Origin of the sequence: Bacteroides faecis MAJ27, assembly GCF_900106755.1 — a bacterium.
Classification (GTDB): Bacteria; Bacteroidota; Bacteroidia; order Bacteroidales; family Bacteroidaceae; genus Bacteroides; species Bacteroides faecis.
The window spans coordinates 21,066-43,183 of sequence record NZ_FNNN01000002.1 but is presented as its reverse complement, the minus strand read 5'-3'; the positions used below and the strand labels follow the sequence as shown (position 1 = coordinate 43,183).

21 protein-coding genes are annotated in these 22,118 nt (G+C 41.5%); 10 read left to right on the top strand and 11 right to left on the bottom strand.

From position 1 onward, the window contains the following. Positions 1-240 precede the first annotated feature (240 nt). Complete coding sequence (gene mnmE / locus BLW31_RS02000) at positions 241-1,638, bottom strand: tRNA uridine-5-carboxymethylaminomethyl(34) synthesis GTPase MnmE (RefSeq protein WP_010537115.1); 1,398 nt, start codon at positions 1,636-1,638, stop codon at positions 241-243. A gap of 132 nt (positions 1,639-1,770) precedes the next feature. On the opposite strand from mnmE, the gene BLW31_RS01995 reads away from it, so the two are divergent. From BLW31_RS01995 to BLW31_RS01985, 3 genes are all read left to right on the top strand, one after another. Beyond that, complete coding sequence (locus BLW31_RS01995) at positions 1,771-3,678, top strand: PAS domain-containing hybrid sensor histidine kinase/response regulator (protein ID WP_010537116.1); 1,908 nt, start codon at positions 1,771-1,773, stop codon at positions 3,676-3,678. A gap of 81 nt (positions 3,679-3,759) precedes the next feature. Then, on the top strand, positions 3,760-4,419 hold the full coding sequence (locus tag BLW31_RS01990; protein ID WP_008764706.1) for an NAD(P)-dependent oxidoreductase: 660 nt from the start codon (positions 3,760-3,762) through the stop codon (positions 4,417-4,419). A 189-nt stretch (positions 4,420-4,608) separates the two neighbouring features. Beyond that, positions 4,609-6,360: a DUF2075 domain-containing protein gene (locus BLW31_RS01985; protein WP_010537117.1), complete on the top strand. Its 1,752-nt coding sequence runs from the start codon at positions 4,609-4,611 to the stop codon at positions 6,358-6,360. Between the two features lie 105 nt (positions 6,361-6,465). Here the strand turns inward: BLW31_RS01985 and BLW31_RS01980 are convergent, their stop codons facing one another. The 4 genes from BLW31_RS01980 to BLW31_RS01965 all read right to left on the bottom strand — a co-directional run bounded on the left by BLW31_RS01980 (position 6,466) and on the right by BLW31_RS01965 (position 10,436). Next, entirely contained in the window at positions 6,466-7,344 is an 879-nt protein-coding gene (locus BLW31_RS01980) for a nucleoside phosphorylase (protein ID WP_010537118.1), read from the bottom strand. Between the two features lie 160 nt (positions 7,345-7,504). Further along, positions 7,505-8,506 (bottom strand): flotillin-like protein FloA, encoded by a 1,002-nt coding sequence (floA, locus tag BLW31_RS01975; RefSeq protein ID WP_029425387.1) that lies wholly within the window; start codon positions 8,504-8,506, stop codon positions 7,505-7,507. 22 nt (positions 8,507-8,528) lie between these two features. Further along, positions 8,529-8,999 carry an NfeD family protein gene (locus BLW31_RS01970; RefSeq protein WP_010537120.1) on the bottom strand — a complete coding sequence of 157 codons (471 nt, stop codon included), beginning with the start codon at positions 8,997-8,999 and terminating at the stop codon, positions 8,529-8,531. A gap of 9 nt (positions 9,000-9,008) precedes the next feature. Further along, on the bottom strand, positions 9,009-10,436 hold the full coding sequence (locus tag BLW31_RS01965) for a tetratricopeptide repeat protein (RefSeq protein WP_029425388.1): 1,428 nt from the start codon (positions 10,434-10,436) through the stop codon (positions 9,009-9,011). Between the two features lie 139 nt (positions 10,437-10,575). Between BLW31_RS01965 and BLW31_RS01960 the strand changes: the two genes are divergently transcribed. Both BLW31_RS01960 and BLW31_RS01955 read left to right on the top strand, forming a co-directional pair. After that, positions 10,576-11,322: a PP-loop family protein gene (locus BLW31_RS01960; RefSeq protein ID WP_029425389.1), complete on the top strand. Its 747-nt coding sequence runs from the start codon at positions 10,576-10,578 to the stop codon at positions 11,320-11,322. Positions 11,323-11,346: 24 nt separating this feature from the next. Next, positions 11,347-11,718 carry a DMT family protein gene (locus tag BLW31_RS01955; RefSeq protein ID WP_010537123.1) on the top strand — a complete coding sequence of 124 codons (372 nt, stop codon included), beginning with the start codon at positions 11,347-11,349 and terminating at the stop codon, positions 11,716-11,718. A gap of 85 nt (positions 11,719-11,803) precedes the next feature. Here the strand turns inward: BLW31_RS01955 and BLW31_RS24295 are convergent, their stop codons facing one another. From BLW31_RS24295 to BLW31_RS01930, 6 genes are all read right to left on the bottom strand, one after another. Further along, the gene (locus BLW31_RS24295) at positions 11,804-11,947 is read right to left on the bottom strand and encodes a hypothetical protein (RefSeq protein ID WP_022301454.1); all 144 of its coding nucleotides are present in this window, start codon (positions 11,945-11,947) and stop codon (positions 11,804-11,806) included. Positions 11,948-12,047: 100 nt separating this feature from the next. Beyond that, a complete protein-coding gene (locus BLW31_RS01950; protein WP_010537124.1) occupies positions 12,048-13,427 on the bottom strand; it encodes a M18 family aminopeptidase in 1,380 nt (459 codons plus the stop codon). A 208-nt stretch (positions 13,428-13,635) separates the two neighbouring features. Next, a complete protein-coding gene (locus BLW31_RS01945; RefSeq protein ID WP_029425391.1) occupies positions 13,636-14,823 on the bottom strand; it encodes a radical SAM protein in 1,188 nt (395 codons plus the stop codon). Positions 14,824-14,844: 21 nt separating this feature from the next. Beyond that, positions 14,845-15,063, bottom strand: a complete 219-nt coding sequence (locus BLW31_RS01940; RefSeq protein ID WP_010537126.1) for a hypothetical protein — start codon at positions 15,061-15,063, stop codon at positions 14,845-14,847. A 13-nt stretch (positions 15,064-15,076) separates the two neighbouring features. Then, positions 15,077-15,301, bottom strand: a complete 225-nt coding sequence (locus tag BLW31_RS01935) for a hypothetical protein (RefSeq protein ID WP_010537127.1) — start codon at positions 15,299-15,301, stop codon at positions 15,077-15,079. A gap of 210 nt (positions 15,302-15,511) precedes the next feature. Continuing rightward, the gene (locus tag BLW31_RS01930) at positions 15,512-15,700 is read right to left on the bottom strand and encodes a helix-turn-helix transcriptional regulator (protein ID WP_229099361.1); all 189 of its coding nucleotides are present in this window, start codon (positions 15,698-15,700) and stop codon (positions 15,512-15,514) included. Between the two features lie 447 nt (positions 15,701-16,147). Here BLW31_RS01930 and BLW31_RS23930 point away from each other — a divergent pair, with 447 nt between their 5' ends. The 5 genes from BLW31_RS23930 to BLW31_RS01890 all read left to right on the top strand — a co-directional run bounded on the left by BLW31_RS23930 (position 16,148) and on the right by BLW31_RS01890 (position 22,071). Further along, a complete protein-coding gene (locus BLW31_RS23930; RefSeq protein WP_010537129.1) occupies positions 16,148-18,364 on the top strand; it encodes a site-specific integrase in 2,217 nt (738 codons plus the stop codon). 123 nt (positions 18,365-18,487) lie between these two features. Next, positions 18,488-19,234 (top strand): hypothetical protein, encoded by a 747-nt coding sequence (locus BLW31_RS01905; protein WP_010537130.1) that lies wholly within the window; start codon positions 18,488-18,490, stop codon positions 19,232-19,234. Between the two features lie 157 nt (positions 19,235-19,391). Further along, the gene (locus BLW31_RS01900) at positions 19,392-19,856 is read left to right on the top strand and encodes a helix-turn-helix domain-containing protein (protein ID WP_010537131.1); all 465 of its coding nucleotides are present in this window, start codon (positions 19,392-19,394) and stop codon (positions 19,854-19,856) included. Further along, complete coding sequence (locus BLW31_RS01895; RefSeq protein WP_010537132.1) at positions 19,853-20,971, top strand: AAA family ATPase; 1,119 nt, start codon at positions 19,853-19,855, stop codon at positions 20,969-20,971. Before BLW31_RS01900 ends, BLW31_RS01895 begins: the two co-directional genes overlap by 4 nt. Positions 20,972-21,162: 191 nt before the next feature. Next, on the top strand, positions 21,163-22,071 hold the full coding sequence (locus BLW31_RS01890; RefSeq protein ID WP_010537133.1) for a DUF8464 domain-containing protein: 909 nt from the start codon (positions 21,163-21,165) through the stop codon (positions 22,069-22,071). Positions 22,072-22,118: the final 47 nt, after the last annotated feature.

Here is a 22,118-nt window from a genome sequence, read left to right as displayed (position 1 = left end):
CCGTTTATTTCGCCAAATCTGTTTCATCGCGTACCACCACGTACCATGACGTACCAGTGTGTCCACGACCTTTCCGACCTAAAATCGGAGAGTAACAAGCGAGCAACAAATGCGGTACAAAAAGGAGCTGAAAAAGCCCTATAAACGATAACCATCGCTTATAAGGCTAAAAAGAAAGGCGTTCAAAATGAACGCCTTAATAATCATTGATGTTATATGCTAATCGTTGGTAACCACCACTTACTTGCCGATGCAAAAATGCTGAAAAATATTCTGGAGCACCATATCATTCGTCACTTCCCCTGCAATATCTGAAATAAAGAAAATACACTCCCGTATATCTTGTGAAAGAAAATCTCCGGATATATGCGTGTCAAGCCCATTCTGCACTCGATGAATAGCATCTAAAGCTTTACTTAAAGCTTCATAATGCCTTACGTTTGTCACAATAATATCATTCTGTGTTACCGTAGGTAGATGTGCTGCATTAATAAGCATCTTTTGTAACTCGTCGGTCTGTCTACGTTCTTTTGCCGATATGAAGATAGATTTCGTGTATTCTTTAGAAAAGTCCTTTAATAAAGCAGATAATTCTTTTTTCTGCTTTTCCTCAATCAAATCCGCTTTGTTGAATACAACAATTAGTTGCTTCTCTTCACAACGAGGAATGATCTTTTCTGATAATTGCTTTATCTGGGCAGATGCATCAGATGAATCAATCATCCAAAGTACAATCTCCGCTTGATCCAATTTTTGGAATGTACGTTCGATACCAAGACTTTCAATGGTATCATTTGTTTCCCGGATTCCAGCAGTATCAATGAATCGGAAAGTGATGCCACCTATATTAATAGTATCTTCAATGACATCACGTGTGGTGCCATGAATATCACTGACGATTGCTTTATCCTCATTCAGTAATACATTCAGTAAAGTCGATTTTCCCGCATTCGTTTCACCGATGATAGCCACCGGAACACCATTCTTAATGGCATTCCCTACATTGAATGAATGGACCAGTCGGGAGATAACCTGCTCTATTTCATCTGCGAGTTTTCGTAATGCCGAACGATCTGCAAACTCCACGTCCTCCTCACTGAAGTCAAGTTCCAGTTCGATCATGGAAGTAAAGTTTAGCAACTTGTTGCGTAGATCTGTTAACTCTTTACTAAAACCTCCCCGCATCTGACTCATAGCCAAACGATGGGTAGCTGCGGAAGAAGATGCAATCAAATCGGCTACAGCCTCTGCCTGACTTAAGTCCATCTTTCCGTTGAGGAATGCGCGTTGGGTATATTCTCCCGGTTGAGCCATACGACAACCGTTCTTAATCAACAACTGCATCACTTGCTGAAGAATATAAGCAGAACCATGACATGTGATTTCTGTACTGTCCTCTCCCGTATAGGAATGAGGAGCACGGAAAAGACTCACAAGGACTTCGTCTATGACTTCTTCTCCATTATAAATACGCCCGAATGTCAGCGTATAAGGCTTTTGTTCACTAAGTAATTTGCCGGGCTTGGCTGGTTGGAAGATGTGGCTTGTTATAGAAATAGCTTCCGGACCGGAAACACGGATGCTCCCGATAGCACCTCCTTGAGCAGTAGCAATAGCGCAGATAGTATCTTGATTCATTATATTTCTTTTTGGATGATGCAAAGATAATTGTTTCTGAGTAAAAAAAATAAGATTAGACACAACTTGTGCTTTATTTGTTTATATTTGCTGCCATTCAAACAATACACATACAAAATACAATTATAGCCTATGGAGCCGGATACAAATTTATATTCACCGAATGAGAATAATGAAATCATACGGGAGAATTCGCAAAAGATACTTTCTGTACTTGCCGCACATCAAATTGCTTTATGGGAATATGACATTCCGACAGGGAAATGTAGTTTCACCGACGATTACTTCCGTATGTTAGGACTGAAAGAGGCAGGAGTGGTCTTTAAAGATATTGATGATTTCTATCGTTTCGTCTACCCCGAAGATATGAATACCTATCAGACGGCTTTTGCTAATATGCTTGCTTCGGAGTCCAAGACATCTCAGATTCAGGTTCGTTGTGTAGGAGAGCATGGTGAAGTGATTTGGTTGGAGGATCATTTTCTGTCTTATAAAGGGAATGAAGAAGGAGATCCGGATAAACTGTTGGCATATACTGTAAACGTCACCTCCCAATGTGAAAAAGAACAGCATATTAAGCATTTAGAAGAACATAACCGTAAAATAATAGAAGCTTTACCCGAATTTATCTTCATCTTTGACGAGGACTTCTTTATAACGGATGTCTTGATGGCGCCGGGTACGATTCTGCTACATCCGGTAGAAGTACTGAAAGGAGCAGACGGACGAAGTATTTATTCTCCGGAAGTAAGTGATTTGTTTCTCTGTAACATTCGGGAATGTCTGCAGGACGGTAAGCTGAAAGAAATAGAGTATCCATTGGAAGTAGATGGAAGTAAACATTATTTTCAGGCACGCATTGCTCCGTTTGAAGGTAACACTGTGCTAGCGTTGATACACGATATCGGTGATCGTATTCGCCGTTCCGAGGAATTGATAGAAGCTAAGCGTCGTGCAGAGGATGCTGACCGGATGAAGTCTGTATTTCTGGCGAATATGAGTCACGAGATTCGCACTCCGCTGAATGCTATTGTGGGATTTTCGGAGATTATGGCTGTAACGGAAAATGAAGAGGAGAAACATGAATACCTGGAGATTATTCAGAAGAATAGTAATCTGCTGTTGCAGTTGATCAATGATATTCTGGACTTGTCCCGTATAGAATCCGGTAAATCGGAAATGCATTTTCAGCAGGTTGAAATAGCCGGCTTGGTAGACGAAGTAGAGAAGGTGCATCAGTTGAAGATGAAGTTGAATGTGGACTTGAAAGTGGTCCGTCCACAAGGAGAGTTCTGGACTTCTACTGACCGAAACCGCGTGATGCAGGTACTATTCAATTTCTTGTCCAATGCCATTAAGAATACTGAAACGGGGAGTATCACGTTAGGATTGAAGCAGGAGGGAGATTGGCTGAAGCTGTTTGTCAGTGATACAGGCTGTGGAATCCCGGAAGAGAAACTTCCTCAAATCTTTACTCGTTTTGAAAAACTGAATGACTTTGTACAAGGTACCGGACTGGGACTTTCTATTTGTAAAAGTATTGTAGAACGCTTGGGTGGTCGTATTGAAGTCAGTTCAGAACAGGGAAAAGGAAGTACATTTGCACTTTACCTGCCTTATCGGGAGATACCGGCGGAAGTCGTCGAACGGACTCTGTCTACTAAGATTGATTCTGAATCTGTCCGCCATAAAAAGATTTTGGTAGTGGAGGATATCGAATCGAACTTTGCCCAGCTGAATATCTTACTGAAGAAAGAGTATACCATCCTGTGGGTGCGTAACGGACAGGAAGCAATCAATAGTTTTATTCGCGAAAAACCGGATTTGATATTAATGGATATTCGTATGCCTGTGATGGATGGCATTCAGGCTACAGAGAAGATTCGAACTATTTCTCTTTCGGTTCCTATTATTGCAGTTACAGCCTATGCGTTCTATACGGAACAACAACAAGCTATTCAGGCAGGATGCAATGCTGTTATCTCCAAACCATATTCTTTGGAGAAGCTGAAAGAAACGATAGAAACCTATATTGGATAATTAATTTTCTAAAAGGAAACCAACATTCTGAAAGTTAGATTGTTATTAAAGTAATAATAACAATCTAATTTTTGTTGGAATATGGAGAAAGTGAAAAAGATAGTCCTCATAGGGGCTAGCGGCTTTGTTGGTTCTGCTCTGTTGAATGAGGCGTTGAATCGTGGCTTTGAAGTGACAGCCGTAGTTCGTCATCCCGAAAAAATAAAGATAGAGAACGAGCATCTGAAAGTAAAGAAAGCGGATGTCTCTTCACTCGATGAAGTATGCGAAGTTTGTAAAGGAGCCGATGCTGTAATCAGTGCATTCAATCCGGGATGGAATAATCCTGATATATATGACGAAACCATCAAAGTGTATCTGACTATCATTGATGGAGTGAAGAAAGCAGGGGTGAATCGCTTTCTGATGGTGGGTGGTGCCGGATCACTGTTTATTGCGCCGGGATTGCGACTGATGGATTCGGGTGAAGTTCCTGAAAATATTCTGCCCGGAGTTAAAGCTTTAGGAGAATTTTATTTGAACTTCCTGATGAAGGAGAAAGAGATAGACTGGGTATTTTTCTCTCCGGCAGCAGATATGAGACCGGGAGTGCGCACCGGACGTTATCGTTTGGGCAAAGATGATATGATTGTGGACATCGTGGGTAACAGCCATATTTCTGTAGAAGACTATGCGGCTGCGATGATTGACGAGTTGGAACATCCCAAACATCATCAGGAGAGATTTACAATTGGCTATTGATTAAGAGGTTAATCATTATATAAATTTGCTTGTGTAAAATTTGAGTTAACAAGTAAAAATAATGGCTTGAGGCATACATTTTGACGTATGGTTCAAGCCATTTCTTATTTTATTTTCCGATATTTGCATTGTGTCGGTATTGTAACACAAAATGAAACAAAGAAGAAATACTTAATGATATTCTGAACTATGATATTCAAACAAGAAACTCAAATCTTAAAATGTACCTTTGAGAAGGAACATTTTTCTAAAGTAAAAGCTGCCTTCAAAGATAGATGGCCTGTTGTATATATTATCGAGGATGATGAAAAGGGACAAGCCTATATAGGAGAGTCTACAAATATATGTACCAGGATTTGTGATCATTGGAATAATACCGAACGCAGAGCTTTGAAAAACATATATATTATCTTTAATAAAGTCTTTAATAAATCTGTAATCCTGGATCTTGAAGCGTTTCTTATCGGATATATTGTAGCTGATGGTAAATATAGACTCCAGAATGGCAATGGTGGCCAGCATGTTCATAACTATTATTTGCGTGATGAATATCAGAGAGAGTTCAGACACATTTGGCAGCTTCTTCAGGATGAAGGTGTTGTCAGGCATGGAATTACTCTTCTTGAGAATCAAGACTTATTTAAATATTCTCCATATAAGATTTTGAATTTGGACCAATTTAATGTTGCTGTGCAAATTCTTACCGATCTGAAATATGATTTAGGGAATAATAATCAATCCCGTTCTTTTATAATTGATGGAGGGGCAGGTACCGGTAAGTCTATTCTTGGAATTTATTTGCTGAAGCTGTTGATTGATGCAAAGAGTTCACCTGCATGGACTGCGGAAGAAGAAGCATTGGATGAGAATCTTAGTTATATAATTGGCCATTTGAGCCCGAACTTAAGAGTTGGGTATGTAGTTCCTACACAAAGTTTTCGTGAGACATTGAAAAAAGTTTTTGATGGAATACAGGGACTTGATTCTAAAATGGTACTTAGCCCCGAAGATGTTGCCAACTCGGGTGAAGGTTTATATGATCTTCTGATTGTTGATGAATCACATCGTTTGAGGCGTCGTCGTGCATTATTTAATTATGGATCGTATGATAAAGCTAACAAGGCATTAGAGTTAGATGAAGAAGCGACGGAATTGGACTGGATACTGAAAAAAAGCCGGTATCAGCTATTCTTTTATGATTCCAGACAATCGGTGAAGCCTTCTGATGTGGAAGCACTAAGATTTTTCTCATTGTCTCAGCAAGAGGATACCCGGAACTATAAGCTTACTTCTCAGATGAGGTGTAAGGGTGGAAATGATTACATAGAATATATTAACAATATATTGGAGTGTCAACAAGAAGAAATGCTCACTTTTGGTTCATCCTATGAACTACTGTTGTTTGAGGATGTTGAAGACATGGTATCTGCAATTAAAGAGAAAAATAATAAAATGGGGCTCTGTCGGAATATGGCGGGGTATGCCTGGCCTTGGAAGACGCACAAAATGAAACTGTCTAAAATTCAAAAAGAAGGATTATATGATATTGAGATAGAAAACAAATACGAGGTAAATAATGCGCATAAGTACATTTGGAATACTACCCAAAGAGACTGGATAAACTCAGAAAATTCAATTAATGAGATAGGCTGTATACATACGACGCAGGGGTATGATTTAAATTATGCAGGTGTGATAATAGGTTGGGAGATAGACTATGATCCTATAAATAATATTATTACTGTATCTAAGGATATGTATCAAGATGCCAAAGGCAAAGAAAAGGTGGATGAAAAAATATTGCGTAATTATATAAAGAATATTTATGCTACTCTTTTGGAAAGAGGTATGTACGGAACTTATATCTATGTGTGCAATGAATCTTTGAGAGATTACTTTAAAAGATTCTTTACCTTTGTTCCTCATCGCACCAAAGGCTAAAATATTCCTCTTATTTGAAACTTTATATATGAATCAATAAAAAGACCTTCACTAAAGGATCATTAATGGTTTTAGTGAAGGTCTTACATTGTAATTGATATTATCCTATATCCTATCGAGCACAGTCTGAATCAGTGTATCGATCGTATTCTTATATCCGGTATTAGCCTCTTTGATTAGTCGGTTGGCTATCACCATACAGACGGTCATCGCCTTATGTCCCATCAGTCGGCTAAGTCCTGCAAGTGCCGAACTCTCCATTTCGAAGTTGGTAATCTTAAAGCCTTTATATTCAAATGCTTCAATCTTATCATTTTGTTTCGGGTCTGCTAATGGAATGCGGAGTTCACGTCCTTGTGGTCCAAAGAAGCCTCCTGCAGCGATAGTTACACCGCGTACCATATCTTTTTTAGCGATCCGGTCAATCAGTTCTTCACTGGCATCGATAACATAAGGCGCAGGGGCACACATATTTCCCGACCAGCCCATGTGATTAAGGAAAGCACGTTCGAAAGGAAGATCGCATACCGCATTACGTCCGGCATAGAAATTCAATAATCCGTCGAAACCGATAGATTTCTGTGAGCAGACGAAGGTGCCTACCGGAGTATTTGGCTGCAATCCGCCACATGTACCGATACGTACTAACTCCAGTTGGCGGAACTTTTCTTTTTCTTCCCGTGTCTCGAAGTCGATGTTGGCAAGCGCATCCAGTTCGTTCATAACGATGTCGATATTATCGCAACCAATTCCGGTAGAAACCACTGTGATTCGTTTACCTTTATATGTACCCGTGATTGTTTTGAATTCGCGGCTTTCCACTTCGCATTCTTTGTTTTCAAAGTGAGAAGCTACGAGTGCTACACGTCCGGGATCTCCTACAAGGATCACTTTATCTGCCAGCCATTCAGGCTTTACGTGAAGATGGAATACCGAGCCGTCTTCGTTGATAATCAGTTCAGAGGATGGAAAGTACTTTTTCATGTTATTGAACGGTTTTAGTTTTACAATAAGTCGTATATAAATAGAAACGCCGGAACCGGATTTTAGTTCGGAAGAGGTATCTTTCTTTTCTTTTGCAAGTTTGTCAAAGAGAAGATACGCTGATGAACTGAATAGGAATCGGGTTCCGGCGTTTGGTAGACTATTTACTCAACGGCTGGTTGGTGGCACCACCAGCCGTTGGTTTGGCAATGTTTTCGCGCATTGAAGTGTCGGCTTCGATATTTTTCATACGGTAATAATCCATTATACCCAGATTGCCGTTACGGAAGGCTTCTGCCATTGCCTTAGGTACTTCCGCTTCCGCTTCGATTACTTTGGCACGTGCTTCCTGTGCCTTAGCTTTCATTTCTTGTTCGGAAGCGACAGCCATTGCACGACGTTCTTCTGCTTTAGCCTGTGCGATGTTTTTGTCTGCATTAGCCTGGTCAATCTGCAAAGCTGCACCAATGTTTTTACCTATATCGATATCCGCGATATCAATAGACAGAATTTCAAAAGCGGTCCCTGCATCCAATCCCTTACGAAGTACAAGTTTAGAGATAGAATCCGGATTCTCGAGTACAGACTTATGGTTTTCGGAAGAACCGATGGAAGAAACGATACCTTCACCTACACGGGCGAGAATTGTATCTTCTCCGGCACCACCGACCAGCTGCTTGATGCTGGCACGTACCGTTACACGAGCTTTTGCTATCAGCTGGATACCATCTTTGGCTACCGCAGTAACAGGAGGAGTATCAATCACTTTCGGGTTTACAGACATCTGAACAGCTTCAAACACATCACGTCCGGCAAGGTCAATGGCAGTTGCCATCTGGAAAGACAGTTCGATGTTCGCTTTCGATGCGGATACTAGCGCATGAACAACTTTTTCTACATGTCCTCCGGCAAGGTAGTGGGCTTCCAGTTCATCGCGGGTGATGTTTTTCAGTCCGGCTTTGTGAGCTTCAATCATGCCCGGGACAATGATATACGGCGGAACATTACGGATACGCATCAGGAAGAGTTGAATCAACGAGATGTTAACGCCTGATACTTTAGCCGACAACCAAAGGAAGAACGGCACATAATGGAAAAATAGTATTAGGAAAATAATACCTCCAACAATCAGAACGATAGGTAAGTACAAAGATGTTTCCATTGATAATTATATTAAGTGAATATTATATTTTGTGTTTCTCAACCAGAATGGTGCCATCGGTAATGCGGCTTACGATAATCGGTGTTTTCTCATTAAGGAAACCATCGATGGATCTTACTTCCACGATATTACCGTTGATCTCAGCATAACCGATTTGGGCCAGACGGGTAGTGCTGATACCTTTATCGCCTACCTTTACACTTTCTTCCGCACTCCGGTCTACCTTCGAATCGATATCTTTTTTCAAAGCCAGCTTATCCAGCATTTTCGAACGCATGAACCAGATCAGTGACCCGATGCAGGCAAGAGCTGATATTCCCAGAGTAACGAATCCTCCCGCCATGCCCATATTGGCAAATGCATAGTAGTTAGCATAGAGGATGCAAGCCAATGCCGAAATACCTGCGAGGCTGATTCCGGGTATGACAAACAGTTCCACTAAAAATAGTATCACTGCAGCAATAATGAGAACGGCGATAATTAGTATGTCCATAACTCTGTATTATTTTGATTTTGTTTTTTCAGCATTGCGCACACTCACTCCGAGAGCATCCAGCTCTACATTCATTTGCAGAATCCTTTTTTCCAGATCGAGTATAGCGGGAGCCAGTTTTTCTTTTCCTTGTTGGTTGGCAGTTGCGTACTGTTGACGGAGGCCATCCAGCTTATCTTCCTGTTGCAGATAATCTTTTTCCAGTTGCCGGTAACTTTGGAAAAGTTGTTTGGCTTTAGGAGATTGGAAGTCACTCAGGAGGTAATAAGTTGTGTTGTCATCAATGACAAATTCGAAGTCAACTACACGGCGTTCCTGCGGTTTATGATTGATTGCTTCTTTCAGACGCTGCAATGCTTCTGCAACTGTATTTTCATCTTTCCATGTTTCTTTTAGCGAATGAATCTGTGCCAGACGGATCATTTGCTGCGGGTCCATCGCTTCATAGTTATAAGTCTGTTTGGATGAATTGGGAATGAATACATAGATGCAGACTTTTTCTTCGGGTTGGAAACGATCGGAGGCAAACCAACCTAGATTATTGTATTCGTCGATGACGTACATGTAATCGTTGTAAGGAGAATTGAATGGCATTCCTACATTTTCCGGTGTTAAATACGAATCTGTATTTGTGTTATAGCGAGTGACAAAGATGTCGTACCCTCCTAATCCTTCACCATCAGTTGCATAATAGATGGTAACACCGTCCGACAGTACAAACGGGTAGTTGGCATTTCCGGACTCGTTGATGCTACCGGGTAACGGACGTCCGTTGCTCCATTCATTCAGCAATTTGTTTTTGGAGAAAATGTCCAGATTTCCTCTTTCTCCCTTTTCACTATAATAGATTTTATTTCCGATTTCTGTTTCATAAACTGTTCCCGGATAATCTCCTTCAGTCTGGAAAAACTCATTAAACATGAACAACTTGCCCGACTCTTCGCTGATTTTGTACGCACTCAGGAAGTTTGCCTTGTCTACCACAAAGCTGTCGATGATACAAACATCCTCTACTCCTTTGAGCATACGCAGATCGGCTTTGCTTTTCTCCAGCAGAGCTTCGGCCTCTTCTGTCGATCTTTTGCGTTTAGTGAGGTCGGCAATATATTCCTCGAAACAGTTGACTGCATCTTCGAAGCGGTACGTATCGTTGTAGGCTTGTCCCAGATACAGTTGTCCACCGGCTACCCGTCTTTTTACGGCAGTCTCAAGATACTTGACTGCCTCTTCCGGCTCGCCGGTTTTCAGGCAGCAGACACCATACCAATAGCTGTAGTTGCCATTGGACGGTTGAGATTTGGCATATTTCTGAAATACAGGTTTGGCTTGTTCATAGTCGCCTTTTGTGAATAAGGCGCGTGCCTGTTCCAATGTTTGTGCAGATGCTCCGCCAAGGAAGAAGCTGCAAATTAAAAATAGAATATATTTTCTTTTCATTGTTTTATTCAATAATCCATGCATCAATTGTTCAAAAGTACAAATTTATTAGAAATAAACCCTTTTTCAGAGATTCTATTATGTTAATTCTTCTTTAAATCATTCTTTTCGCTTACTTTTGCAGCCGATTTTTGAAGATATGACACAATTTACGGAAGAAGAGAAGACGATCCGCCGTATTGAACGGCGATTCAATAAAGGAGTGGTGCAGTATGGACTGATAGAAGAAGGGGACAAAATCCTTATCGGACTGTCGGGAGGGAAAGATTCGTTGGCACTTGTCGAGTTGTTGGGCAAGCGGGCGCGTATTTACAAACCTCGTTTTTCCGTGATAGCTGTCCATGTGGTGATGAAGAATATTCCTTATCAGAGTGATATCGAATATCTGAAGACATATTGTGAATCTTTTGGAGTGCCTTTCGTACAGTACGAAACCTCTTTTGATCCTGCTACGGATACACGTAAGTCTCCCTGTTTTCTTTGTTCCTGGAATCGACGGAAAGCTCTGTTTACGGTTGCCAAGGAGCGAGGGTGCAATAAGATTGCCTTAGGACATCATATGGATGATATTCTGGAAACATTGTTGATGAACATTACTTATCAGGGAGCTTTCAGTACAATGCCTCCCCGGTTGGTTATGAAGAAATTTGATATGACAATTATCCGACCGATGTGTATGGTGCATGAGGCTGATTTGGTTGAGTTGGCTATGTTGCATGACTATCGGAAGCAAGTGAAGAACTGTCCATATGAATCACAGTCCAGCCGAAGCGATATGAAAGGTATTCTGCGGCAGTTGGAAGCGATGAATCCGGAAGCTCGCTACAGCTTATGGGGGAGCATGACAAATGTGCAAGAAGAATTATTACCGGATAAAATAGAATGATAATTACCCAATTAATATAATAAGATGAAAGGTTTCTATACAATTTTATTACTCATTGTATCCAATGTCTTTATGACCTTCGCCTGGTATGGTCATCTAAAGATGAAGCAGGAGTATTCTTGGTTTGCAGCTCTTCCACTGATAGGTGTGATTACCTTTAGTTGGGCAATTGCTTTCTTTGAATATTCTTGTCAGATACCTGCGAATCGTATCGGATTTGAGGGGAATGGTGGCCCATTCTCGTTGATGCAGCTGAAAGTAATTCAAGAGGTGATAACATTGATTATCTTTACTGTTTTTACAACCATTTTCTTTAAAGGAGAGACTTTGCACTGGAATCATCTGGCAGCATTCGTTTGCCTGATTGCAGCTGTCTACTTTGTGTTTATGAAATAAAAAGGTCTTTAGTCAATAACAAATGATCGGAGATAAAATATGGTTGATTTTATCTCCGATGTTTCTCTAATATACTTGCTTCAAATTAACTGCGCATCCAGTTGGAGCCGCAATCTCCAGAGCATCCGCAGCTATTGGCACATATTTCCCAAGTTGTGTCTTGCAATAGTTTCATCGTCTTACCATATTTTTCATTGATGGAAGATAAGTTAGTCAATTTAAAATTCATAATGTTAATATTTTAATGATTTGCCCTGTTTGTGGTAAAGGCAATTAACCTTCCGTTATAAATCATCCTTTATAAAATTGATGCCTGGCAGCAATGAATTTCAATCACGCATCAACCAAAAGCTCTTTAAAGCTCCGATTAGATTGAATAGATCAGCAGTTCCGCAACTTTCGTATGCTGAATGCATGGCCCAGGTGGAAATGCCGATTTCTACGCATTTAATCTCCACCTGTGTTTGCATAAATGCACTTATTGTACCTCCTGTTCTGAGGTCTGAATTAGCGGCGGCTTTTTGAAAAGGAATATTCTTCCGGTTGCATGCTTCTTGAAATACGGCAGAAGAAAATGCTGTTGTAGCATAATGCATATTTGCATCATATTTTATGACTACTCCTTTATTTATTATCGGGCTGCATGTTGGATCGCTGCATTCCATGTAGTTAGGATGTGCGGCAAAAGAGGTATCCAAGGATACTGCGAATGAATGGTTGATTAGTTTTATAACATCTTCCTCATTGCCTCCTATGCTTTTTACTACTTTGGTTAGTACATTTCTCAAGAGTGGAGTATCAGCACCACCTAAAGTAGAGTTTGTCTCTTCTTCGGCATCGAAAAAGGCTATCATTCTTGTTGCATCGTCCGCGTTTGCATCAGATAGTTGTATTTCCGTTTCGATGTCCGGTAGTTTGGTCTTTGAAAGTTCAGAGTTGGCGTCAGTTAAAGCCTGTAATGCTGCATATACCATCACTAAATCATCCTGCCGAGGAGTAACTATGAAGTCTGAATTCACCCCAACTAATCGTCCTTTTTCAATCGGATAGAGGTATAATTCATAATCCAGAATATCTTCTTTCGATACATTTAATTTGTGAGCCATAAGATCAAAAAGTATATTTTCACTCATATCTTTGTAGCTCATACCCATGATTGGCAACATTTCTTTTTGCTTGGAAATTATGCCTTCTGTTTTTCCTTTTGTCAAATGAAAAGCCACATTGGGAATAATCAGTATGGGATCTTCTATATCGATCAGACGTATTATTGGCTGAAAAGGGGATTTGCCTTTTAATGCAACTCTTCCGGCTAATGATAAAGGGCGGTCGAACCATGTTGATAAAATAGGCCATGTATACCCCTGAGTATTCAGCCGAATGTAGCCGTCAGAACTCACTATTTGCGCTATTGGTTTTACTTTGAAAGCTGGTGAATCTGTGTGTGCACATACCAAGCGTACTCCCTCGTCTATGACTGTTTGTATATTTGGCTCACGAGAACTCATGCAAAATGCAATTAATGCCGAGTTGTCCTGTTCGATAAAATATCTTCCATGTGGTTTTAAATCCCATTTTTCGTCAATAGACAGTGATTCAAACTTATGCTGTAAAAGTTTAGATTTTACATTCTCTATGGCGTGATATTTGGTAGGACTTTCAGATATAAAGTCGATAAAATCTTTAGCTACATCTATATGTTCTTTCATAGTATTCTTGTTTATATGTCTTATGATTGCATCCAGTTAGAACCACAATCACCAGAACAACCGCAACTGTTGGAACATATTTCCCAAGTCGTATCTTTCAGTAATTCTATTATCCTGTCGTATTTTTCATTGATGACAGATAAGTTGCTTAATTTAAAATTCATAATATTAATATTTTAATGTTTTGCCCTGTTTTCGGAAAGGACAATTATCCATTTTGAAGTTCTTCCATAAATCCTGTTTGTTCAAGAAAGGATTGTGTTTGAATGACTCCTTTGGCAGTCATTGCTAATTCTTCATTGCTAAAATCTTTTAAAGCATAATATTTTTCGGGTGTTTCCAGCATTTGGCCTATCATCCATGAACCTGCTAATGCGCGAATTTTTGTAATAATGCAAGTGTAGGGGTCACGTTTTGATATATCGCCATATGTAATATAGTTGCCACCATAGCAGGTAGGACAGATGGTCTCAAGGATACATCCCTTGCACTGCTCATCTGACAGATGACAGGGTGAAGATAAGTCAATGTCATCTAATTTCACCCCTTTCTCTTTGCTGACTTCATAAAATAAATGACAGGGAAGACACTGCCCATCCGGTGTCCAACAGCGCATAATAGTACCTGCACCACATAATTTATCGAGCATATTGTTTATGCCTGCTGCCACAGCTATAAATTTTATATTTAACATTTCCACAGGCAATATATTAGGATGGTTCAAATAATATATGGCAAGTTTCATCAATTGTTCCTGGAGTATTTGTTGATAATCTATTGCTTTCCCAAATTCGTCTTTATCCCAAGCCACTCCACAAGCAAAAGTACAATTATTGCGGCTGAAACCTAACTCATGTATATGGATAACACCTTCTGCCAGGGATTTCAGTGTACCGGGTGAAGGAGTCATTTTCACTCCCTGTTCAGGCCAGTTCTCAATAAAAAAGGGGATGTCAATCTTATCATAAGAATTTGAACGATTGCGATTATGCATTTCACGGGTTCCGTCCAAGCTTAGTCCGACAATGAATCTTTCTTTATTTTTCATGAGCCATTCTTTCACTTCATTATGTATAAGAGTGCCATTGGTTGTTGCATAACAAATATATTTTGTCGGCCACTCTTGTGCCCATAACCATTCGCAAATATCCTTAATCCGTTGAAATGCTATAAATGGTTCTCCACCATGAAATAGTATTTCGACATAATCTATTTGTTCTTTTTTAGCGCGTTCGAAAGTGGATTTTATGCCACTTTGAGCTATATTCAAGGGCATTAAATCTTTGCCTTTTATGTGCTCGTAGCAGTAGACACAATTCAGATTACAGGTCTCCGTCATATATAGAGTACATGTGCATCTTTTTAGTTTTTCATATCTGAAGGTTCTTTTCTCCATGTCTTTTATAATATGTAAAGGTCAATTGCCTCCGACAATAGCACTCGATATACCAAATACGATGAGAACCGCTATTCCGGTTCCAATTCCTCCCCAAAGTGAATGGTTGCTGATACCAACAACCAATCCTGCTATAACGGATGATAAAATAGGTATCCACACGAAACGTGCAAGTCGCCCTAGAATTTGTGCAGCAAGGAATAAGACGAGAAGTCCTCCTATAATTTCCAATATAATCATCTTAGCTGAGTTGTTATTTAGCAGGATGTGTCCAATACTTTCTTCCATCCTGACAAATAATAGTCAATTGACCGCAATCTTTGCATCGGTAAATATCTTTCGGACGGACATTACCTACCGTATCCCAATACATATCCTGATCTTCGCTGGATAAATCTCGGAAATCGATATTTGCAGTGTTATAGCTGTTGCAATGTTCGCATCGTTGTCCGCTGAAAAAAGTATTCCAGAATCCCATGATTAATATATCTATTTAATAATTCCTACTCTGTTTGGGCTTTTCGGATACTGCCATTCATTATGATTATATCTATAATGAATATCTTTGAGTGCAAACATAACGAATTATAGAATTATATATTAAATATCATGCCTCCGATTGGTTGACATGTAAACCAATCGGAGACATGATGTGCCAAAATCTTACTTCTTGAACTGTTGGCGCTGATTATTCTTGATTGTTTTTTTTCTTTATATCTTCCGAATAGAGTGAGAAGAAATCAAAATTTAGGATAGCGGATATTCTGGCAAGCATTTCTGTATCTACAGAATATTTTTCAAAAATCTTGTATACGTTTGCTCTGCTGCATGATAAATGTTTTGATAGCCAGACTACTGTCTTCTGACGTTCTTCCATTTTCTGTCTGATTTGTTTGCCGATATGAATCATAAGGATGTTGTGTTTTGCTGATAGGTCCCCATGCTCAGCAGTGTGTGTCATGTTGATGTGTATACATACGAGAAGACGTGGGAGCCTGATTTCTGCTTATCCCACCTTTTAGGCTCTCGCATTGCCTTCCTCAGAGGATAAGCAACGCCAATACAACGTCAATATCATGCAACATTCAAAAAGACAAGAAATTGTGCGTAAATGCTAATATATACAGCATATAGCAGGTATTTAACAAAGAATGTATTTTGTTATTTGTTTGTTACTTTACCATTTGATTTTATAATTTATCATAGTTAATGGTTCGTAATTGATTCTCGTTTTGGGTAACAAATCCAATTATTTTTCGTATCTTTGCACCGTGAGTAACAAATCTCGCAAAATGACAATAAGTAGAATAAATAACAAAGTAACATGAGAAGTAACAATGAACCTGTGCGCATACGCTACAAGGATTTGGCGAATGGCACAAAGTCGATTTATCTCGACACTTACAAAAGTGGAAAGAGGTCGTATGAGTTCTTGAAGCTTTATCTGCTTCCAGAGGACGATGACAAGGCTAAGGCAGTCAATGCCGAGACCTTGCAGAAGGCAGAAGCTATCAAGAACCAACGAGTGCAAGAAATCCTGTCGGGAAAGTTGGAAACAGTGAAGGCTTCCTTGGAACATCCTGCTTCTACAACAACTTCAAGCAAGAAGAACGCACGTTTAAGTAAGAAGAAAAAAGTCGGCAGTGATAAAACTGGCAAAAGTGTCAAGGGAAAGGAAAGTGAGGTAAACGAAGTCGTTGGAGCCGTTTCTGGCAGAGAAGGACACCAATGGAAGTTTATTGACGATGACGGTGAGGACAGAGCCATAGATGGAACAATCAAAAAACATAGAGGCAGACCCAACAAGCGTGAAGCTGTCACTCTTCGTTTCAAGGACCTTGCCAACGGCAGCAAGTCGCTCTACTTCGACATATATTATAATGGTGAGCGCAAGTACGAATTTCTGAAGCTCTATATCAACCCAGAGATTACCGAGGCTGACAAGCAGAATAATGCCTTGGTCATGGAAACCGCAGAGCGTCTGAAAGAACGCAAGACGCGAGAGGTTGTCAATGGAGAGACTTTCACGGATCCTTCTGACGAGCTGAACCAAGTGGAGAAAGTTGAGGAATACACCAGTTCTGTGATAGTCCGTAGTCGCAAGATGCGCAATGGAGACCGGTCCCTCTTCCTTGATATATATTATGGTAAGGGGCAACGTGCCTATGAGTCAGTTGGTCTTTACCTTCGTAAGGATGACAGCGAGGAGAAACACAAGGAAATCTGGAAAGAAGCTGAGAAAAAGGCCAAGGAACGCATGAAGGCATTGAAGGACGGAACCTTTGAGAAGCGTGTCGGCAGAAGAGGCTACAAGCCACATGGAGAAGATCCAGATGCCAACGTGGACAAATACAAGGAGTATCTTGCCACTAAGAAGGTGAAGACAGAGATTGCCGTTGCAGAGACTGAGCGCAAGAGAAATTCCAAGACCAAGGAGCCTGTGAGAATCCGCTTCAAGGAACTTGCCAACGGCAACAAGTCGGTCTATCTATCCATCAATGTCAACGGTCGCCGTACCTATGATTATCTGCGCCTTTATCTCATACCAGAGGTTGACGCAGCTGCCAGGGAACAGAACAAGCAGACGATGCAAGCGGTCTATGCCATCAAGGCACAACGCATCATGAGCATCACTAACGGCATCGCAGGGCTCAAAGACAAGTCGAGAATCAAAATGCGACTTGTGGATTGGTTGGAGATATTCCGTGACGCACAGGTGGAGCGAGGAAGACAATCTGCCCGAAACTGGGTGAACAGCGTGCTGAATGCAGTGAGAGAACACTCGCCAAACGTAACACTCGCAGAGATGACCAAGGAATACTGCAATGGTTTCATGGTGTTCTTGTTGAACGACTATATCACCTACAAGCACACCCATCCGTCCAAGTCCACGGTGATGAACTATCTCAAATGCCTCAAAGCAGCCTTCAATATGGCTATTGAGGAAGAGATAATGGACGACAATCCCGTATTGCGTCTTCGCGTGGATGTTCTGAAAGGTGGCGGCACCAAGCGAGAGTATCTGACCGTTGACGAGGTGAAGAGACTGATTGACACCCCTTGCAAGCGTGAGGATATCAAGGCGGCGTTCCTGTTTTCATGCTTCTGCGGACTCCGTATCAGTGACGTGAAGAGTTTGAAGTGGAAAAACATCATCACCGAGGGTGACAAGACACGAGTTGAGATATTGCAGTACAAGACCAAGCAGCCTCTCTATCTTCCTCTCAACAAGCAAGCCCTTCGTTGGATGCCTGAGCGTGGATCTGCGAGTGACGAGGACAAGGTGTTTCCAACACTGCCAAGCAAGAACTACGACTGCATCCCGGAATGGAGCCGTGCGGCAGGTATCAGCAAACATGTGACCTACCATGTCTCAAGACACACGTTCGCCACGATGGAGCTGACCATGGGCGCAGACCTATACACTACAAGCAAACTTCTCGGTCATACGGAGGTGCGCACGACACAAATTTACGCAAAAATCATCAACAAGAAAAAGGACGAGGCTGTTTCTCTATTGGACAGTGCGTTCGAAGAATAAAAATGGAACATAATAATACATCAAACAACCAAGGACGAGACGACTCCTCGTTCTCTCTTTTTACCCCAATGCAATGAATGCACCTTCGCTAACGGTGTAGGTGGCATTTGTGGTACCAACAAATTGTGGCTGTTCTTCAAGGAAGCCCATGAGTGCTATCAGACGGAAGTAATAGGATGCGGTAAACTGTATCACCGCTACAAAAAAGACTTTCTCAACAGCCATTCCTATACAGACTGCCAGTATGCGGCAGGCAAGAACGAACACAAGAAGAACTTCTACATCATGGAGGAGTTTCTTGAAAAACGTGAGGACTTGGTAGTCATATTCTTTACCAAAGTGGATTTCGAGTATCATGACTACAAGGCTCTTCATCACAAGTTCAACACCACGGAGCCACCTCCAAACGGTCAGTATCTCCATGGTAAACCACCGTCAATATTACAAACAGCACGAGACCCCAAACCGAAACAGGACTTTCAATGTTACTTTGATTCTACTCAGTTGAACCTCATTGCGCGCCATGCCAATGAGGTTCATTTGTTCTCAGCCGATGTGTCGGAAGAGGATATGCGAAAACTCTTCTCGTGCCAAGTCTGCAAGCAGCTAAAGGCGAGAAGCAACAGACGTGTGGCATTCTTCTTTGACATGCTCTGCAGCAAGAACTTGATTTGCAAGCAATGGCAATCGGTCATTGCCAAGCATAAACTCATTCTGTCTTCATCAACAGACAAGCCACTTACAACAACCAAGCTGTCCTCAGCAACCAGTGATGCCAAAAGTACCAACGCCAGCATCTATGAGGCTATCCGCAAGAAAGTGCAAGAAATAGCAGATTGCGGTAAAAATGACAGCAAGGACACCATCTGACAGATGAAAACCTTGACAGTTGGCTTGATAGTCGGTTGACAGTCAAGCGCACTTCCATCCGATTGGTCAGAAATGCCCTTACCTTTGCCCTCCGTAATCAGAAACCTGGTTATGGAGGGCGACCTCGTTATGTGTAACGATAAATAAAATTACGACAATGATTGGACAGACAACAAATCAGGCAAACAATCCACCAAAGGATGGCACTATCCTACCGCCAACGATAGACGTGGATAAACACGAGTTGACAGAACAAGAACTGGCAGATATGACACCAATGAGACTTGCCGAGCGCATTCAACAAATGGAAGAAGCATTCAAGCTGCTTGGACCAGTGGAGGATGTGTTGAACCGCATCAAGTGCTTGGAGAAATGGCTCTTTGCAGGAAAAGACGTGCTCACCCTTGACGAGGCAAGCGTATTCCTTGACGCTTCAAAGAGTCAGCTTTACAAACTGACACGTACCTTTGCCATTCCCCATTACAAGCCAAACGGCAAGACCATCTATTTCAGCAAGGAAGAACTGGTGGAATGGATCAAGAAGCACCCTGTGAAAACAAAAGAGGTGTATGAGCAGGATGCCATACGCTATGTGATGAACAAACCCTTGAAGAGCAGATGACGATGGAAGAAATGAACGACATGAGCCTCTTTGAAGGCGCAGCGGACAATGCTGATTTGTTGGAAAAGTTGCTGAAGGCATCGCTTATCCATGCGGACGAGACCTACCAGACACCGCCACAGATAATATGGGTGGACAACTCGACCATAGCCACGCTTGGCAACTTCAGTGCCTCCACAGGCAAGGCGAAGAGCCGAAAGACGTTCAACGTGTCCGCTTTGGTAGCTGCCTCGCTTGCTAACGGAAAGGTGCTGCAATATACGGCAAAACTACCCGATGACAAGCGTAAGATACTCTACGTTGATACAGAGCAGAGCCGTTTCCACTGTCACAGCGTGATGCAGCGCATCCTCCGGCTTGCAGGATTACCCGACAACATGAACAGTGAGAACCTTGTGTTCTTCGGACTGCGAGAGTACAGTCCCAACCTCAGACTGCGACTGATAGAATATGCCTTGCAGACGCAAAAGGGCTTTGGCTTGGTCATCATTGACGGCATAAGGGACTTGATGCTCGACATCAACAATCCGAGCGAGTCTGTCCATATCATCAACAAACTGATGCAATGGTCAAGCCGCTATGACCTGCACATACATTGTGTCCTACACTTGAACAAGGGTGATGACAATGTAAGAGGTCACATAGGAACGGAACTCAGCAACAAGGCAGAGACGGTACTGGTGATAAGCAAGAGCAATTCGATGGCGAATGTGAGTGAAGTGAAACCGCTCAACATCCGAGACAAGGACTTTGCGCCCTTTGCGTTCCAAATAAACAAGGAGGGACTTCCAGAGATTGCCAAGGACTATGTGGTTGACTCCACCACAGCCAAACAGCCGAAGATGACAATAGCCGACATTACCGATGAGCAGCATGACAAGGCACTTGAAATGGCTTTCGGCAAGAAAGTGGTGTCAGGCTATGAGAATGTGATAAACGCATTGACAAAAGGTTATACAACTATTGGTTTTGCCAGAGGTAGAACAGTGATGTCAAAGCTGCTGACCTTCCTATTGAAGAGCAAACTGGTGGTGAAGTGTGGCAACAACGAGTATTGCAGAATGAAGGATTATCCTTCGCTTCCGCTGCTTGAAGGGCAGGAGGTAAAGAAGTGAGGATGAAGCGAAAGTCACTTCAAAAACCACTTCATTCACCTCGGTGTATATATAATAGTAGAACGGACGGATTTTGTGAAGTGGCATCATATTTAACTACATGGACATACGACAAAATGACTTCACAAAACCGTTCATTCACTCTGGTGTATATATAATAAGCGCACGAATGAACAAAAAATGAATGAAAGATGAACATACAACAAGCAAAGGAAATCAAACTCACGGACTATCTGAGCGCATTGGGACATCAGCCCAAACGATGCAGCAAGTCCACATCTTATTATCTGTCGCCATTGCATGCGGAGACAAAGCCATCGTTCAAGGTGAACTTCAGCCGAAACCAATGGTATGACTTTGCTCTTGGCAAGGGTGGCAACATCATTGCTTTTGCCCAACTTCTCTACAATACGGATGATGTGGGTGCTACATTGCAGCATATAGCAGCGGACATGAACAACCCAAAGTCCACAAAGGCAAAACCTCCCATACCGACACAAGTAGAGACAGACAAGATGGACAAGGTACATATCCAAGAATTGTCCTACCCTGTGCTTATGTCGTATCTGCGTTCACGCCATGTGGATGCGGACATAGGTAAACGCTATTGCAAGGAGATCTGGTACACGTTTAAGGGCAAGCGGTATTTTGGTATAGCCTTTCCAAATAACAGGGATGGTTATGAGCTGCGTAACCCATATTATAAAGGTTGTTTGGGCGAGAAAGACATATCCTTGATACATTCACAGCAAGTTGGAGTGCAGGACAGATGCTGCATCTTCGAGGGGTTTATGGACTTTCTTTCGTACAAGACTTTGGAAAAGCGAGGCGACAATGTGATTTGCATACAAGATCCATGTGATTATATTGTACTGAACTCCATCAGTAGCCTTGGGAAATGCATGGAACGATTGGCGTGTTACACTGCTATCCATTGTTATCTTGATAATGACCAAGCAGGAACGGTGGCTGCCCATACAATCATGGACTGTTATCAAAACAGGGCAATCAACGAATCCATAAGATATGCAGAATACAAGGATGTCAATGATTATCTTATCGGCAGAAAATCCATTATTCCACATAAAGAGGATGTATAAAACGATAATTTTCTACGGAGAAAGTCAATATTCTCCGTAGAAAACTA

What these genes read in the sequence shown, in the direction of transcription:
- mnmE (WP_010537115.1), bottom strand. Translation starts at nt 1,638, where the DNA reads ATGAATCAAGATACTATCTGCGCTATTGCTACTGCTCAAGGAGGTGCT.
- BLW31_RS01995 (WP_010537116.1), top strand. Translation starts at nt 1,771, where the DNA reads ATGGAGCCGGATACAAATTTATATTCACCGAATGAGAATAATGAAATC.
- BLW31_RS01990 (WP_008764706.1), top strand. Translation starts at nt 3,760, where the DNA reads ATGGAGAAAGTGAAAAAGATAGTCCTCATAGGGGCTAGCGGCTTTGTT.
- BLW31_RS01985 (WP_010537117.1), top strand. Translation starts at nt 4,609, where the DNA reads ATGATATTCAAACAAGAAACTCAAATCTTAAAATGTACCTTTGAGAAG.
- BLW31_RS01980 (WP_010537118.1), bottom strand. Translation starts at nt 7,344, where the DNA reads ATGAAAAAGTACTTTCCATCCTCTGAACTGATTATCAACGAAGACGGC.
- floA (WP_029425387.1), bottom strand. Translation starts at nt 8,506, where the DNA reads ATGGAAACATCTTTGTACTTACCTATCGTTCTGATTGTTGGAGGTATT.
- BLW31_RS01970 (WP_010537120.1), bottom strand. Translation starts at nt 8,999, where the DNA reads ATGGACATACTAATTATCGCCGTTCTCATTATTGCTGCAGTGATACTA.
- BLW31_RS01965 (WP_029425388.1), bottom strand. Translation starts at nt 10,436, where the DNA reads ATGAAAAGAAAATATATTCTATTTTTAATTTGCAGCTTCTTCCTTGGC.
- BLW31_RS01960 (WP_029425389.1), top strand. Translation starts at nt 10,576, where the DNA reads ATGACACAATTTACGGAAGAAGAGAAGACGATCCGCCGTATTGAACGG.
- BLW31_RS01955 (WP_010537123.1), top strand. Translation starts at nt 11,347, where the DNA reads ATGAAAGGTTTCTATACAATTTTATTACTCATTGTATCCAATGTCTTT.
- BLW31_RS24295 (WP_022301454.1), bottom strand. Translation starts at nt 11,947, where the DNA reads ATGAATTTTAAATTGACTAACTTATCTTCCATCAATGAAAAATATGGT.
- BLW31_RS01950 (WP_010537124.1), bottom strand. Translation starts at nt 13,427, where the DNA reads ATGAAAGAACATATAGATGTAGCTAAAGATTTTATCGACTTTATATCT.
- BLW31_RS01945 (WP_029425391.1), bottom strand. Translation starts at nt 14,823, where the DNA reads ATGGAGAAAAGAACCTTCAGATATGAAAAACTAAAAAGATGCACATGT.
- BLW31_RS01940 (WP_010537126.1), bottom strand. Translation starts at nt 15,063, where the DNA reads ATGATTATATTGGAAATTATAGGAGGACTTCTCGTCTTATTCCTTGCT.
- BLW31_RS01935 (WP_010537127.1), bottom strand. Translation starts at nt 15,301, where the DNA reads ATGGGATTCTGGAATACTTTTTTCAGCGGACAACGATGCGAACATTGC.
- BLW31_RS01930 (WP_229099361.1), bottom strand. Translation starts at nt 15,700, where the DNA reads ATGGAAGAACGTCAGAAGACAGTAGTCTGGCTATCAAAACATTTATCA.
- BLW31_RS23930 (WP_010537129.1), top strand. Translation starts at nt 16,148, where the DNA reads ATGAGAAGTAACAATGAACCTGTGCGCATACGCTACAAGGATTTGGCG.
- BLW31_RS01900 (WP_010537131.1), top strand. Translation starts at nt 19,392, where the DNA reads ATGATTGGACAGACAACAAATCAGGCAAACAATCCACCAAAGGATGGC.
- BLW31_RS01895 (WP_010537132.1), top strand. Translation starts at nt 19,853, where the DNA reads ATGACGATGGAAGAAATGAACGACATGAGCCTCTTTGAAGGCGCAGCG.
- BLW31_RS01890 (WP_010537133.1), top strand. Translation starts at nt 21,163, where the DNA reads ATGAACATACAACAAGCAAAGGAAATCAAACTCACGGACTATCTGAGC.